The following is a 14,295-nucleotide window of genomic DNA, read 5'->3' on the forward strand; positions in this document are numbered from 1 at the left end:
AGTCCAACCGTTAAGAACCGATAATGCAGCTGACGCACACAAAAAAAAATTTGGGATATGCCCATCGGGCGGAAATTATAGGTCATAGGAGTGATCCGATGTGTCTGGTGTCAAAGATGAAATTTGATCCTTTGATACTTTGTAAATAATTAGCTGCCTTGCACTCAAGTTGTTTAATATCAATATGTCCTCATTCAAATACTCAATTTTGTATTTGACGTTTTGTCCAACGAAATGAAAGGTACTGTCATTCAAAAGGCTCCATTTTGGAAGATACTTAGTCACATATTTGAGACGCACCCCATTTTTCTTTTCATAAAACACTTCGTAGGTGCCATCGTCTTTAATTAACAAGCCCTTACCAATTTTGAGTGGGTGCTCATACACAAGATTCCAGTACTTTTGAGAATTATATGTTAAATGCTTCACAACTGTTTTCTGCTCACACGAAAAAGAGATAACTGCGAGGTTTGCAATAAAGAAAAAATTAATCAGGTGTTTCATGAGCTTTAATTGGGGCTGTGAATTTTCGGAATCTGCACGTACAGTTATGACAGGATATGATTAAAAACTTAAACCAAGCCCCACAATGGCACATGCATTTTGTCAGCGGGCGTTACCTGTCACTTCCTTGTCTTTTGTCAATTGATCAATTTCTGATTTATTACATCCATCATATTTCAGAAACCTGTATTCATCATCAAACAAGTAGATTGGGAACTTAATCATCGTTCCAAAATTATCTCTGTTAAAACTTATTTCGTAGTACGTTTTTTCACCTACCTTCCACACATGGTCAAGCGTTATGTTGTCGCCAACTTCATTGGTTGTAAAAGCCCGGTCCTTAAATATGTTAGGATGAAAAATTAGCACAAATTTGAAATAGGTATTGTCCTTTACTAATCTTTCAGCCAACTTGAAATCCCTATTAGTAATGGCTTTAGTAATAGAGTCTTCTGGTATTTTTAGAAAACTGGTCAGTCGAAACAGCGAATCATTCTCAATTTTGAAACCTTCACGCCATAGTGAAGCCAAAACAACATTTCCTTGATCGTCCAACTTCTCCACATAATCGGTCAGTCCGAATGATTTCTCCTCAATTAGCTTATTGAGCTGTTTTATGTCGTCGTCCAAATAAATACCCCCGGTGGTGTACCAACTACTTTTAGTCCAGTATACTATCGTATCTCCTTTTATTTGTTTCAATATAGGAGTTGAGTCACAGTCGTAAATCAAGTCCTTGGGATTAGCTTTTGGTAAGCGCCCGAAAACTATGTTGTTCTCATTTATCCACTTAGTAAAAACCTCAACTCGTCTTTTTTTATTCTTGTCCTTGTTATTTGATTCCGTTCGTGCTTGTCCCATTGAGTAAGTTGTCAATGTCAGCAATATCAAACCATTAATTAGATGTCTCATTTCTGTTTGTTAATCCTCGCTAACGTTTATGTGTGTGACGCTGTGGCTTTTAGATTAGTAAATTGTCCCCACGCCACCGAACGTTGCTTGAAAGATAAAACTAAAACTTAGTTATGAAAGGTCAGCGTTCAGGCGTTGTTTTTCTCCTACCGTTTTGAGCAGCCGACGAAATATCGTCGGCCCAACGATATTTCGTCGGCTATGATAGTTTCACAACCCCCGACATTGGGGGTTTAAGCAAAGGAGAGCTTTGTTTATCAGTCCGCATTTTTGAGGTTTTCTTTTTCTTCTTCAAAAAAACTTACATCGTTTTTCATCTGCGTTGTGCAATGCTTCAACACCGTTGTTGAATGTCTAAACATTCAGTCGTGTTTGGCAGCAGCAGCAAAATTTGTATACCATCTATAGAGCGTTTGCGATGCGTCCATTTTCGTTTGCGCCAACACCACGATTTTGGGTGATAAAAAATGTCTGTTTATGGCATTGCCGTTTCCCTTGCAGGCAATGGCGCTTCTCTCCGCGAAAAAGGCAATTTCTTCTTCTACAGAAGCAGCGGAGATTAAGCGGGGACAACATCGGTTGGGCTAAGAACAAAATGAATATCCCCACAAAACAGTTCGTGCCGCGACAGAACAAGTTCGCAATGCACCCTTGCAGACTTACAATAGAACAGAACAAGTTTGCAAACCTCCTTTGTGAACTTGAACTGAAACAAAACAAGTTTGCAGTGCTTCATTGTGAACTTGCAAAGACGCAAAGCAAGTTTACAATGCTCTGTTGTGAACTTGCAAACGCGCAAAGCAAGTTAGCAAAACCACATAGTGAACTTGTTTTGTGCCGATGCAAACAGCAATAGGAGCGGAATCAAATCGCCCGCCTGCACGTGCAAACATTTGTTTCTGAGAAAGACATGGTGCTGCGATTGCCCGGATGCGTGCGGACATGGATTATGTTTTCGGTGATTTTTAATACATGGGGTTTTTGAGGTTGCCAAATCTGGCACGGCGAAGTGGCATGCGGGTTGTCAGAGGGGTTGGAAAAAATAAAAATTCTATGAACATCGTAAAAGTTCTCATCAGCTTCACGCGTCTCAGAGACGACTTGCTGGACACCTTTGCCCAAAACATTTTCAACAAAATGACAGGCAATGTCAATTTTCTAACGCCTTCACCTGCACTGACCGACCTCGACGTTGTGCTCAAAGCCTATCAGGCAGCACTGGCGGTGGCGATTAGCGGAAACAAGGAACAAACCTCAAACAAGAACGACAAGCGCGAAGCCCTCGAGCGGGTGTTGCGCGAGTTGGCTATGTATGTTGAACTCACGAGCAAGAACAACGCCACGGTGGCGCTCAGTTCGGGCTTCGACATCCGGAAACCATCGGCACCCATTGGCATACTGGCCAAGCCGGTCAGCGTCAAACTTGAAACAGGTCCTAATCAAGGTTCCATGAGTGTAGGCATCGAGCGCATCAACGGTGCCGACAGCTATCTGTTTCAGTATGCCGAAACCCCCATCACACCCACCAGCGCTTGGTTCACACAAGCGTCCACCACCCGCACAGTCGTCATCAACAACCTTACCGTCGGCAAAGAATACGCCTTCCGCATTGCGGCCGTCGGTGCTCACCCCACGCTCGTCTATTCGAACGTGCTGACACGCTTCGTGTCCTGATTTTCTTTTCTCCAACATCCAACCCCTTCGCTTCATTCAATTGCGGCGAAGGGGTGGGGGTGGAGACTCCCGCCCAGTAAAGGCATTTCATCAAAAAAAAAAAGAATAGCGCTACCGTTTCAGATGGTGGCGCTTTTTTTTGTGCGTAGCCATACGCCAAGTCTCCTGCGGGAGAGTAAGGATGTTCTCACGGGGAAAATTTCGAATAGTCCATTTGTTAGTCCGCTATCGCTTCCGCAACTCATCCATGCAATTCGCCATAGCGCGATAGTGATGATACGTTGCTTTCCAGATGTGACCCTTCAATGCGGTTTTCTTTTCGGGTTGTTTGTCTATGCCCGCTTCAAACCAATCTCCGTTCACGTGGTCAATGAGGTTGGTGTCGATGTAGGTCCACTGGGTTTTGAATTTTTCGAAGTAGTGATGTGGGTCGTCGGGAAAGCGGTCGGCCATGAGGAGCAGGGTGTTCATGCCTTCGGCTTGTGCCCACCAGTTTTTGGTGTCGCGGGTAATGGTGATGCCGGGCCTGTCTTTGAAATAGTAGGCTTCGTCATAGAAACCGCCGGTTGAGTCCAGGCCGTTGTCGATGGCGTGATCAACCATTTTCTTGGCGATGCGCAGCGTGGTGGTGTCGTTCTCGTTGCCTGCCATGTGCGACGCCTCCAGCATGAGGTAGGCTGTTTCAATGTCGTGACCAAACGACACGTGGTCGAGGCCGTGATGTTTTTGTATGGAGGCTTCAGACGAGTCGCGAAACGACACGGGTGTCCAGTCGGGCAGGAAGAACAATTGCAGGTAGCCCTTGGGGTGCACAATGGTGTCGCGAATAAGCACCAGCATTTCCTGCAGGCGTTCGTGCACCAGGGGGTCGGGCCACACCGAATAGAGTTCGGTGAGTGCTTCCAGCAAATGGATGGAGCTGTTCTGATCTTTGTAGCCCGTCTCTGCGGTGCTCGCCACGGTGGTGTCGCGCACAATCACGGTGCCGTCGCGTTTCAGGTGTTGAAAATATCCTTTCTGGTTGGGGTCGTGGCTGTGGGCTTCGAGCCAGGCAAAACATTTTTTGGCGAGGTTCAGGGCGGCGGTGTCGTGCGAGGCATGATAGTAGGCCGACAGGGCATACAACCCAAACGAATTTCCGTAGGCCGTCTTCTCTTCGTGGCCTGTCGCCTTCACGGCACCGGCGCGATCCACCAGGGTGTGAAAGCCGCCATAGGTTTTGTCCCACATCACATCGCGCAAAAACAGGAAACCATGATGTGCATTTTCTTTATACTGTGCCACGTCGGGATAGCGCTCCGATGCTCTGGCGTTGGTCCACACGTGGCGGGCCTGTGTCACAATCATTTTGTCCTGGTCGCCGGTGGGTTTGAAGTCGAACGTGAAGGTGCTGAGAAAGCCGCCGTATTGGCTGTCGATTGCCAGCGGATACCACTTGTCAAGTGTTTCCGTGCGCAACGATTTCTCCATGGCCGCGGCAATGTTTTCGCGCAGCGGATCTTTTTTCGGCGCGCTGCAGGCGAGACAAAGCGCCAGGGCCAGGAGCGGGAGGGAAGCTTTCATAGCGTGTGTTCGGGTTAAGATCTATGGGGAATATAGGCAGTGCCGGGGCGTTGTGCTGCAAAGATAACAAGACCGGTGTCAACGGATGACATGCGGTTTTGTGACGCAGTTTTATTTTTCGAGTATGGCCACCACCCCCATGCCACCACCGGTGCAGATGGAAATGAGTCCGCGTCCTTTGCCTTTTTCGTGCAGCAGCTTGGCCAGTGTGGCCACGATGCGCGCACCCGTGGCACCAAACGGATGGCCCAGTGCCAGGCTGCCGCCTTTCACATTCAATTTGTTTCGGTCAATGTTGCCCAGCGGGGCAGAGAGGCCCAGTTCGTCTTTGCAGTAGTCGGCGCTTTCCCAGGCTTTCAGGGTGCACAGCACCTGACCGGCAAAGGCTTCGTGAATTTCATAGAAGTCAAAATCCTGAAGGGTCAGCCTGTTGCGTTGCAGCATGCGGGCAACGGCCAGGGTGGGCGCCATCAGCAGGCCTGCACCGTTCACGTAGTCTACGGCGGCGGCTTCCACATCGGTCACGTAGGCCTGTATGCCTAGGTTGTTTCGCGCGGCAAAATCTTCGGAGGCCAGCAGCACGGCGGCGGCGCCATCGGTAAACGAGGTGCTGTTGCCAGCGGTGAGTGTTCCGGCCGACGACTTGTCAAACGCAGGCTTCAGCGTGGCAAGCTTGGCCATGGTGGTGTCATCGCGAAGAATGGTGTCGCGCGTCACGTTTTTATAGGGAGTAACAAGGTCGTTGTAAAAACCGTCGCGGTAAGCCTTTGCGCCTTTCGCATGACTTTCAAACGCAAGCTCGTCCTGGGCCAGGCGCGAGATGCCCCATTCTTTCACCATCAGTTCGGTGTGTTGCCCCATGGAAAGCCCGGTCTGGGGTTCCACAATGTCGGGATAGGAGGGTTTGAAATCGCGGAAGCGCAAACGCGACAGCACCGAGAGGCGTTGGCCCAGGGTCTTCGCGTTGTTCAGGTCCATCAGCTTCCACGCCAGCGACCGTTGTGCCACCACGGGCAGGTCGCTGTTGGTGTCGCTGCCAGCGGCAATGCCCGAGTCAATTTGTCCGGCGGCAATTTTCAGGGCCATGAGGCCCAGGGTTTCCAGGCTTGTGCCGCAGGCGCGCGATGCATTGAAGGCCGGTGTGTGGGCACTGAGGCTTGTGCCCTGCACCACTTCGCGGGCCAGGTTCCATTCCATGGGGTTGGCCATCACGGCGCCCAGCGCCACATCGCCAACACGTTTGCCGCCCAGGTTGTGGCGCTGCACCAACGCCTCCATGGCGGCCGTGAGCATCTCCTGGTTCGATGTGCGGGCATACTCGCGAAACGAACGCACAAACGGAATGCGCTGCCCGCCCACAATAGCCACTTTGCGTTGAAGGTTGAACATAGTGGGAAGTTAATGCATAAAAAACGAAAGCCGTAGCGAAGGAAATGGAAAGTGACGCAGCCCGCCTGAAGAAAGAAGCGGGCGCTCATGTTGCCGGAGTGGTTCGTTAACTAACCCCGACATCGGGGGGGAACAGCAAATAAAAAATCCGGAAGCATGGGTCGGCGATTGAAAAAGAAAATCAATCGCGACGGCAATGCTTCCGGATGGGTTATGCCTGCGTGGCCTGGTGTTAAACCAACGTGGCGTCTAGTGTGATTTCTGCCTTGAACAGTTTCGACACGGGGCAGTTGGCTTTGGCGTCGGCGGCGGCGGCGTCAAATTTTTCTTTGGTGATGCCGGGCACTTTGGCTTTCAACACAAGCTCGGCTTTGGTGATGGTGCCGGTGGCAGGGTCGAGGGTGATGGAGCAGTCGGTGTTGAGTTCGTCGGCGGTGAAGCCTGCTTCGTTCAGCGAGAAGCTCATCTTCATGGTGAAGCAGCCGGCGTGTGCCGCGGCGAGGAGTTCTTCGGGGTTTGTGCCAACGCCATCGGCGAAGCGGGTGTTGAACGAATACTGTGTTTTGTTGAGCACGGTGCTTTGTGTTGTTACCGTGCCTTTGCCTTCTTTGCCGGAGCCGTTCCAAACGGCCGATGCTCTTCTTTTAATGCTCATAGGGTTGATTTGATTTTGGTTGAGATTCTTTTTTAACGATTACACAGTCGGCAGCCACCGTCGAAAGAAACCCGCGGCGAGCGGCCATGTGTTGCGAGCGAAGGTAAATAAATTACCGCTATCGCGTCGTGTTGGTGCACAGCATTTCACATTAAGATTTTAGGGATAATGTTGTCTTTTTGCGCGGGAGGCGCATAAAAAAAGCCCCGAAGCTTTTGGCTACGAGGCTTTTCCGAAAAGCGCGGTATTATATTTTACCCGAAAGCTCTTTGCTGGCTTTGAATTTGGCCACTTTTTTTGCTTTGATTTTGATGGCTTCGCCGGTGAACGGGTTGCGGCCTTTGCGCGCAGCACGTTTCGACACCGAGAATGTGCCGAAGCCTACCAATGTGAGTCTCTCACCTTTTTTCAACGTCTTCTGTACTCCTTCGAAAAATGTGCTCAAGGCAGTTGAAGCTTGCACTTTGGTGATACCGGCTTCTTCTGCAATCTTGGTGATCAATTCAGCTTTGTTCATAGTGTAAAATAAGGATTTAATGATGGTTAACGGGGCGCAAATTTAGACGCTTTTTGTTCTTCACAAATTATTTTCTGCGCGAATGCACAGGCGATTATCCCGCATCGGGTTGAGTGTTGATTTGTGGGAGACAGAACTGCAAAAACAAGAGCCGAACGGCGTGACTCGTCGCCACGATTTTATTTTACTTTCACGCCATGAAATGATCGGATATGCGATACTTATTTTTATATGCACGGCGCGATCAGAACTTTTTGAATACAGCAACATCTTCGGCAGGGCTTGCCATCATCAACGTTGTGAACATTTTCGGTAGTGTCATTAAAGCATTGGCGATCAAGTGCATTCCACTCCGCAAAACAGGAAGGGAGCCGCGCGCATAAAAACACGGATGAGGCTGTGTAAATCTCAGAATTATAGTGTAAAATTAACAATTAATAAGAAGGAGCCCGGGTTGACCGTGAAACGCCGACCACCTTCGCATTGACCGGAACTACAGACCAGATCGTATATGAAAAACACATCCGAAAACTCTTCCCGCAGGGGCGCAATAAAAAAGATTGCGGGCTCTGCTGCCGTGGCCCTTGCCGGCACGTCGCTAGCGCATCGCTTGTCGGCGGCCGAAGCGGTCATGGAACCGAACCTGAAAGGCAAAGTGAATCACTCCGTTTGCCGCTGGTGCTACAACGACATTCCCTTTGAAGACCTTTGCAAGGCTGCCAAAAAGATCGGCCTCTCGTCAATCGAACTCACCGGGCCAGAAGAATGGCCCATCCTCAAAAAATACGGACTCACCTCGGCATTGCCCTGGGGTGCTGGCAAAGGCATTGGCGAAGGGTTCAACAATCCCGCCCTGCACGACGAGCTGGTGAAAAGCTATAGCGAAGTGATTCCCCTCGCTGCCGCCGCAGGTCTTAACCAGATCATCTGTTTCTCCGGAAACCGCAATGGCCTTGCCGACGAAAAAGGAATAGAGAACTGTGCCATCGGGTTGAAGCGTCTCATGCCTATCGCCGAAAAATATAAAGTCACCATGGTGATGGAACTGCTCAACAGCAAAGTGAATCACCCCGACTATCAATGCGACCGCACCCCGTGGGGCGCCGCCCTCTGCGATCAGGTAGGCTCCGAGCGCTTCAAGTTGCTCTACGACATCTATCACATGCAGATCATGGAAGGCGACGTGATTGCCACCATCCAGAAATATCAGAAATACATCTCGCACTATCACACCGGCGGTGTTCCCGGCCGCAACGAAATAGACGACACACAAGAACTCAACTACCCCGCCATCATGAAAGCCATTGTGCAAACAGGCTTCAAAGGCTACGTAGCCCAGGAGTTCATCCCGAAACGCCAGGACAAAATCGCCTCCCTGAAACAAGGCGTTTTGATTTGCGACGTAGGGTAACCGAAGGCCCACACGCATTCACATGAGCGATTAAACCAACGGGACTGCACAAGCAGCGCCACCGGGAGTTGCATGAACATCCCGCGGAAGCCTATGGCCGTTTCGTTTTTGAAGTATACCCAAATTTTATTTACCCAAACATCCATTCCACCCATCAAACAAAAACACAACAATGAAGCACTTCCTCACACTCATCCTGACCCTCTCGGTGGTCGCGCTGTTTGCACAACCGGCAAACCGCATTGTGGCGAACCCCGAATACAGCAAGAACATCATCAGCAAACATATCTACGGTCACTTCTCCGAACACCTGGGGCATTGCATCTATGGCGGATATTTTGTTGACGAAGGCTCGACCATTCCCAACACACGCCGCATCCGCACCGACATTGTGGACGCGCTGAAGAAAATAAAAATCCCCAACCTGCGCTGGCCCGGCGGCTGCTTTGCCGACGAATACCATTGGAACGATGGCATTGGCCTGCGCAGCGAACGCCCCAAGATGGTGAACACCAACTGGGGCGGCGTGACCGAAGACAACAGCTTTGGCACACACGAGTTTCTGGACTTGTGCGAGATGCTGGGCACCGAACCCTACATCTGCGGCAACGTGGGTAGCGGCACCGTGGCAGAAATGTCGAAGTGGGTGGAGTATCTGAACTTCGACGGCGTTAGCCCCATGGCCGACCTGCGCAAGAAGAACGGCCACGACAAACCCTGGAAAGTACGCTTCTGGGGTGTGGGCAACGAAAACTGGGGCTGCGGCGGAAGCATGACGGCCGAGTTCTATGCCGACCAATATCGGCGCTATGCCACCTATGCCCGCAACTATGGCGACGCCAAGCTGATGAAGATTGCCGGCGGCGCCAACTCGGGCGACTACCACTGGACCGAAACCCTCATGAAGAACGTTCCCCTTAACATGATGTGGGGCATCTCGCTGCACTACTACACCATTCCTAAAACCTGGGCCAGCAAAGGCTCCGCCACAGCGTTTGGCGAAGACGAATATTTCTCGGCCATGAAATCGTGCCTGCACATGGAAGAATTGGTGAGCCGCCACAGCGCCGTGATGGACCAATACGATCCCGAAAAACGTGTAGCCCTGGCCGTTGACGAATGGGGCATCTGGACCGACGTTGAGCCCGGCACCAACCCCGGCTTCCTCTTCCAGCAAAACAGTCTCCGCGACGCCCTCATTGCCGCCTCCACCCTCAACATCTTCAACAACCACAGCGACCGCGTGCGCATGTCGAACCTGGCCCAAACTGTGAACGTGTTGCAAGCCCTCATCCTCACCGACAAAGAGAAGATGCTGCTCACGCCAACCTATCACATCTACGACTTGTATCAGGTGCACCAGGAAGCCACGTTGATTCCCCTCGTGCTCCGCACCAAAGACTATGTGTTGGGCAACGACAAACTCCCCGCCCTCAACGCCTCTGCCTCCAGAGACAAAGACGGCAACATCCACATTTCCGTAGTGAACATCGACCCCACAAACGCCCAGGATTTGCAAATCGACATCGCGGGCACCCAAGCCCTGAAAGCATCGGCCCAAATCCTGACCAGCGAAAAATATACCGACCACAACACGTTCGAAAAACCCAACGCCCTGAAACCTGCCCCCTTTGCAGGCACCAAAAAATCAGGCGAATCCATCTCGCTGAAAGTTCCGGCGAAGTCGGTGGTGATGATCACACTGGCGAAGTAAAAAAAGAATCGCCGGGCGGAGCCCGGCGATTCTTTTTTTTGATTTCATGTAGTTACGTGACGTCACTTTCAAATTGACAGTTCACTCATCCGGGAACTAGATCTCCGAATACGCCACCGGGCGCAGGAAGTAAATGTTGATCTTCGAAACGTTGTGTTGGTATTCGCTCATGCCCGAGAGTTTTTTCCATTCGGGGTCTGCAGAGAAGGCTTTCCAGTGTTCGTCGCGCGAGGTTTGGTTGGCGAAGGTGGTCATGTACATGAGGTTGGGGGTGCGGGGGCCGGAGAGCACTTCGGCGTAGAACACGGCGTTGAAGCCGAGGCGTTTGAAGAGCGCGATTTCGTCGCCCACGTTAAACATCTTCACTTTGTTCTGGAATATTTTTTCGGTGTGGCCTTCGTAGCTGCGCAACTCATACACGCGCTCGGTCACGGGTGTGGTGTGTTTGGGCGCTTCCAGCTGGCCCATGCCGGTGAAGGCCTGGAGCAGGATGCTTTCAATGCGGGCATAGGGTGGATTGTCGAAGGGGGCGTTGAGGTAGTCGGCGCCAGCGGTTTCATATTGTTTGTCTTTCAGCAACGTCTCGGGCAATTTCACAAACTGGTCCATCGATGTGAAGGGGATGAGCACATAGACGCGTTTGCCAAAGGTGGTGTCGGTTTCCACCGGCTTGAACACGCCCACTTTGCCGATGCCCGCGCGGTGCAGGGCAGGAAGGTAGGCTTCCTTCAGATATTTTTCCACGCTCTGTTCCTGGGCGCTGCTGGTCACACGATAGATCTTGATTTCGTAGAACTCACGTTTCGGTGCCGCTGTTGCGGCAAACGCCACGCAGGAGACCATTACAAATAGGGAGGATAGCAATTTCATAAGTGAATGTGTTTGGGTGTAAAAGAGGTTGTATGCACAGAAAGGTAAGCGATCTGGCGCAACATAATCAACAACAAAGGGACCGGCGGTAGTGAAAGGTTGAAAGGCAGCCCTAGCTTCCCATCTTCTTCGCGCCCGGCAGCAACCGACGGATGTCTTCGTCGGTATGGAGGAAGTTCATTTGCTGGATCACCCACGGGTAGCGTTTGTTGATATATTTCGAAACGGGTTTCACCGTATACTTCTTCGGGTTGGGCAGCGATGCGGCAATCATGGCGGCTTCGTTGCGCGTGAGCTTTTTGGCCGACTTGTTGAAAAACTTGCGCGATGCAGCTTCAATGCCAAACACGCCTTTGCCCATCTCGGCCACGTTCAGATACATTTCCAGGATGCGACGCTTGCCCCACACCGCTTCAATCATAAACGTGAAGTACACCTCAAGGCCCTTGCGCAACCAGCTGCGCCCCTGCCAGAGGAAAACATTTTTTGCCACCTGCTGGCTGATGGTGGAAGCGCCGCGCAGACGGTTGGGCTTTTTCTTGTTCAGCTCCATGGCTTTCTTGATGCTCTTGATGTCGAAGCCGTTGTGGTCGGGAAAGAGCTGGTCTTCGGAAGCAATCACGGCCAGGGCCGCGTGTGGCGACATGTCGTCGAGGTTCACATAGTCGCGGCGAAGACCGTCGCGGTGCACCCAGCTCTGGAGTTGGGTCACGGTGATGGGCGGGTCCACCCACTTCAGCACAATGATGTAGATAAGTTGCGCGGCAAACAAAAACAGGAATATGTTCTTGATTTTCAGACCTACGGAAATGAGCCATGCCTTCATGCCAGTGCGATTCGTGTTCCCAATAACTGGAAGAACGCGCGAAAATACAAAAATGTGTTCTTCCGCAAAGCCCTGTGTGGCGATCGTCAAATAAGATCGCGCTTTCTGTTCCGGGAAAAAGAATCCTCACTATCTTTAACTTCACACATTCGATTGAACGCGGGAACAATCCACCATCACATCCCCGAGAATGTGCGCAATATGCTCTGAGCCTATGAAACGTTTTTGCTTTGCACTCGACCTGCGGGATGATCCTGCCCTCATTGCTGAATATGAATTCTGGCACCGAAACGTGTGGCCCGGAATTCCGAAAACCATCACCGACGCCGGCATCACCAACATGGAAATCTATCGCATCCTCAACCGGCTTTTCATGATCATGGACACCACCGACGACTACGACCCGGCCGCCAAAGCCGCGGCAGACGCCGCCAACCCCCTCGTGCAACAATGGGAAGCCCACACGTGGAAATATCAGCAGGCACTTCCCCATGCCATGCCCGGCGAGAAATGGATGCCCATGGAAAAAATCTTCCAGCTCTAACGCATGGCACGCATCGACGCACACCAGCACTTCTGGCGGTTCGACCCCGTTCGCGACAGCTGGATCAACGACGATATGCTCACCATCCGCCGCGACTTCCTGCCCGCCGACCTCAAACCTGTGCTCGACGCCAACGGCATCGACGGCTGCGTGATAGTGCAGTCCGATCAGTCGGAAACCGAAAACTTTTTTCAGCTCGACAACGCCAACCGTCACGACTTCATCAAAGGCGTGGTGGGGTGGGTGGACTTCAAATCGCCGGAAGTGGAAGCACGACTGGATTACTATAGCACCTTCGCGAAAATGAAAGGCTTTCGCCACGTGCTGCAAGGCGAACGCCAACGCGACTACATGCTCGACCCTGCGTTTATGCAGGGCATCGAAAAACTGAACGCACACAACTTCACCTACGACATCCTCATCTATCCCGACCAACTGGTCTACACAAAAGAATTTTTGAAAGCCTTTCCCCACCAACGCTTCGTCATCGATCACCTCGCCAAACCCGACATTAAATCGGGCGACATTGCCGCGTGGAAAAAAAACATCGAGGCCGTGGCCGCTTTCGAAAACGTGCACTGCAAAGTGTCGGGCATGGTGACGGAAGCCGACTGGAAACACTGGACACGCGAAGACTTTGCACCCTGCCTCGACACCGTGACGGAAGCCTTTGGCACAAGCCGCCTGCTGTTTGGCAGCGACTGGCCCGTGTGCCTGGTGGCCGCAACCTATGCCGAAGCCTTCAACCTGGTGAAAGAATATTATTCAGCGTTCAGCAAAAACGAACAGGACGCAATTTTTGGAAACAACGCCATTCAATTTTATAACCTATAAAAAAATCAAGCTATGGATTTAGGCTTAAAAGATCATGTGATAATTGTGACCGGCGGAGCAAAAGGCATCGGCGAAGGTATCGTGAAAGTGCTGGCTGCCGAAGGCGCCATTCCGGTGGTGGTGGGAAGAAGTGAAGAAGACAATACAAAGATTGTGAACGAAGTAACGGCCAAAGGCGGAAAAGCTTTTCAGATCGTGGCCGAACTCACCGAGCCCGCCGCAGCAGAACGCGCCGTGAACGCCACGCTGCAAAAGTTTGGAAAGATAAACGGCCTGGTGAACAACGCAGGCGTGAACGATGGCGTGGGTCTGGAAAACGGCAACTACGAAAAGTTTATCGCCTCCCTTCATAAAAACCTGGTGCACTACTACCTCATGGCGCACTACGCACTTCCCGCTTTGAAAGTCACACAAGGTGCCATCGTGAACATCGGTTCCAAAACGGCCGAGACAGGGCAGGGGGGAACCTCGGCCTATGCCGCCTCCAACGGCGGACGCAACGCCCTCACACGCGAGTGGGCCGTGGAGCTTTTGAAATACAACATCCGTGTCAACGCCATCATCGTGGCCGAGTGCTACACACCACTCTATGAGAGGTGGATCGAAACGCTGCCCAACCCCAAAGAGAAGCTAAAGGAAATTGAATCTAAAATTCCCCTGGGCCAGCGCATGACCACCGCCGAAGAAATCGCCAACGCCGCAGCCTTCCTGCTCTCGCCACGCTCCAGCCACACCACCGGCCAACTGGTGTATGTGGACGGCGGCTATGTGCACCTCGATCGCGGACTGGCAAACGCCTGATCGGTTAATCTTTTTATGCTCTACAATATTTCCGTGCAGGAATAGGCAGAAACCGCCCTTTTTTAAATAACGGAATAAATG

At 51.5% G+C, this 14,295-nt stretch carries 14 protein-coding genes; 6 read left to right on the forward strand and 8 right to left on the reverse strand.

The window, feature by feature from the left end:
- Positions 1-75: 75 nt before the first annotated feature.
- Entirely contained in the window at positions 76-504 is a 429-nt protein-coding gene (locus JI741_RS24800; RefSeq protein WP_202014135.1) for a hypothetical protein, read from the reverse strand.
- A gap of 102 nt (positions 505-606) precedes the next feature.
- Positions 607-1,416, reverse strand: a complete 810-nt coding sequence (locus JI741_RS24805) for a hypothetical protein (RefSeq protein ID WP_202014136.1) — start codon at positions 1,414-1,416, stop codon at positions 607-609.
- A 1,053-nt stretch (positions 1,417-2,469) separates the two neighbouring features.
- Between JI741_RS24805 and JI741_RS24810 the strand changes: the two genes are divergently transcribed.
- Entirely contained in the window at positions 2,470-3,090 is a 621-nt protein-coding gene (locus JI741_RS24810; RefSeq protein ID WP_202014137.1) for a hypothetical protein, read from the forward strand.
- 225 nt (positions 3,091-3,315) lie between these two features.
- Here the strand turns inward: JI741_RS24810 and JI741_RS24815 are convergent, their stop codons facing one another.
- The 4 genes from JI741_RS24815 to JI741_RS24830 form a co-directional block, all read right to left on the reverse strand.
- On the reverse strand, positions 3,316-4,653 hold the full coding sequence (locus tag JI741_RS24815; protein ID WP_202014138.1) for an AGE family epimerase/isomerase: 1,338 nt from the start codon (positions 4,651-4,653) through the stop codon (positions 3,316-3,318).
- 111 nt (positions 4,654-4,764) lie between these two features.
- Positions 4,765-6,042 carry an acetyl-CoA C-acetyltransferase gene (locus JI741_RS24820; RefSeq protein ID WP_202014139.1) on the reverse strand — a complete coding sequence of 426 codons (1,278 nt, stop codon included), beginning with the start codon at positions 6,040-6,042 and terminating at the stop codon, positions 4,765-4,767.
- A gap of 232 nt (positions 6,043-6,274) precedes the next feature.
- On the reverse strand, positions 6,275-6,697 hold the full coding sequence (locus JI741_RS24825) for an OsmC family protein (RefSeq protein WP_202014140.1): 423 nt from the start codon (positions 6,695-6,697) through the stop codon (positions 6,275-6,277).
- A gap of 247 nt (positions 6,698-6,944) precedes the next feature.
- Entirely contained in the window at positions 6,945-7,214 is a 270-nt protein-coding gene (locus JI741_RS24830) for an HU family DNA-binding protein (RefSeq protein ID WP_202014141.1), read from the reverse strand.
- Between the two features lie 511 nt (positions 7,215-7,725).
- Here JI741_RS24830 and JI741_RS24835 point away from each other — a divergent pair.
- Both JI741_RS24835 and JI741_RS24840 read left to right on the forward strand, forming a co-directional pair.
- The gene (locus JI741_RS24835) at positions 7,726-8,625 is read left to right on the forward strand and encodes a hydroxypyruvate isomerase family protein (RefSeq protein ID WP_202014142.1); all 900 of its coding nucleotides are present in this window, start codon (positions 7,726-7,728) and stop codon (positions 8,623-8,625) included.
- 172 nt (positions 8,626-8,797) lie between these two features.
- Positions 8,798-10,339, forward strand: coding sequence for an alpha-N-arabinofuranosidase (locus JI741_RS24840; protein WP_202014143.1), 1,542 nt, complete (start codon positions 8,798-8,800; stop codon positions 10,337-10,339).
- A gap of 96 nt (positions 10,340-10,435) precedes the next feature.
- On the opposite strand, the gene JI741_RS24845 is transcribed toward JI741_RS24840, so the two are convergent.
- Together JI741_RS24845 and mtgA are read right to left on the reverse strand one after the other, a co-directional pair.
- The gene (locus tag JI741_RS24845) at positions 10,436-11,209 is read right to left on the reverse strand and encodes an NIPSNAP family protein (RefSeq protein WP_202014144.1); all 774 of its coding nucleotides are present in this window, start codon (positions 11,207-11,209) and stop codon (positions 10,436-10,438) included.
- Between the two features lie 112 nt (positions 11,210-11,321).
- Positions 11,322-12,035: a monofunctional biosynthetic peptidoglycan transglycosylase gene (mtgA, locus tag JI741_RS24850; protein ID WP_202014145.1), complete on the reverse strand. Its 714-nt coding sequence runs from the start codon at positions 12,033-12,035 to the stop codon at positions 11,322-11,324.
- A gap of 214 nt (positions 12,036-12,249) precedes the next feature.
- Between mtgA and JI741_RS24855 the strand changes: the two genes are divergently transcribed.
- The 3 genes from JI741_RS24855 to JI741_RS24865 are packed head-to-tail and all read left to right on the forward strand — an operon-like array spanning position 12,250 to position 14,214.
- Positions 12,250-12,579 carry an L-rhamnose mutarotase gene (locus JI741_RS24855; RefSeq protein WP_202014146.1) on the forward strand — a complete coding sequence of 110 codons (330 nt, stop codon included), beginning with the start codon at positions 12,250-12,252 and terminating at the stop codon, positions 12,577-12,579.
- A 3-nt stretch (positions 12,580-12,582) separates the two neighbouring features.
- Positions 12,583-13,413: an amidohydrolase family protein gene (locus JI741_RS24860; protein WP_202014147.1), complete on the forward strand. Its 831-nt coding sequence runs from the start codon at positions 12,583-12,585 to the stop codon at positions 13,411-13,413.
- A 12-nt stretch (positions 13,414-13,425) separates the two neighbouring features.
- Positions 13,426-14,214, forward strand: coding sequence for an L-fucose dehydrogenase (locus JI741_RS24865; RefSeq protein WP_202014148.1), 789 nt, complete (start codon positions 13,426-13,428; stop codon positions 14,212-14,214).
- The last annotated feature ends 81 nt before the right edge of the window (positions 14,215-14,295 follow it).

This window comes from Chryseolinea lacunae (genome assembly GCF_016735595.1).
Taxonomy (GTDB): domain Bacteria; phylum Bacteroidota; class Bacteroidia; order Cytophagales; family Cyclobacteriaceae; genus Chryseolinea; species Chryseolinea lacunae.

Bases quoted from the DNA above. Each gene is read 5' to 3' on its own strand.
- JI741_RS24840 (WP_202014143.1), top strand. From the start codon at position 8,798: ATGAAGCACTTCCTCACACTCATCCTGACCCTCTCGGTGGTCGCGCTG.
- JI741_RS24845 (WP_202014144.1), bottom strand. From the start codon at position 11,209: ATGAAATTGCTATCCTCCCTATTTGTAATGGTCTCCTGCGTGGCGTTT.
- JI741_RS24820 (WP_202014139.1), bottom strand. From the start codon at position 6,042: ATGTTCAACCTTCAACGCAAAGTGGCTATTGTGGGCGGGCAGCGCATT.
- JI741_RS24830 (WP_202014141.1), bottom strand. From the start codon at position 7,214: ATGAACAAAGCTGAATTGATCACCAAGATTGCAGAAGAAGCCGGTATC.
- JI741_RS24805 (WP_202014136.1), bottom strand. From the start codon at position 1,416: ATGAGACATCTAATTAATGGTTTGATATTGCTGACATTGACAACTTAC.
- JI741_RS24800 (WP_202014135.1), bottom strand. From the start codon at position 504: ATGAAACACCTGATTAATTTTTTCTTTATTGCAAACCTCGCAGTTATC.
- JI741_RS24835 (WP_202014142.1), top strand. From the start codon at position 7,726: ATGAAAAACACATCCGAAAACTCTTCCCGCAGGGGCGCAATAAAAAAG.
- JI741_RS24860 (WP_202014147.1), top strand. From the start codon at position 12,583: ATGGCACGCATCGACGCACACCAGCACTTCTGGCGGTTCGACCCCGTT.
- JI741_RS24865 (WP_202014148.1), top strand. From the start codon at position 13,426: ATGGATTTAGGCTTAAAAGATCATGTGATAATTGTGACCGGCGGAGCA.
- JI741_RS24855 (WP_202014146.1), top strand. From the start codon at position 12,250: ATGAAACGTTTTTGCTTTGCACTCGACCTGCGGGATGATCCTGCCCTC.
- JI741_RS24825 (WP_202014140.1), bottom strand. From the start codon at position 6,697: ATGAGCATTAAAAGAAGAGCATCGGCCGTTTGGAACGGCTCCGGCAAA.
- mtgA (WP_202014145.1), bottom strand. From the start codon at position 12,035: ATGAAGGCATGGCTCATTTCCGTAGGTCTGAAAATCAAGAACATATTC.
- JI741_RS24810 (WP_202014137.1), top strand. From the start codon at position 2,470: ATGAACATCGTAAAAGTTCTCATCAGCTTCACGCGTCTCAGAGACGAC.
- JI741_RS24815 (WP_202014138.1), bottom strand. From the start codon at position 4,653: ATGAAAGCTTCCCTCCCGCTCCTGGCCCTGGCGCTTTGTCTCGCCTGC.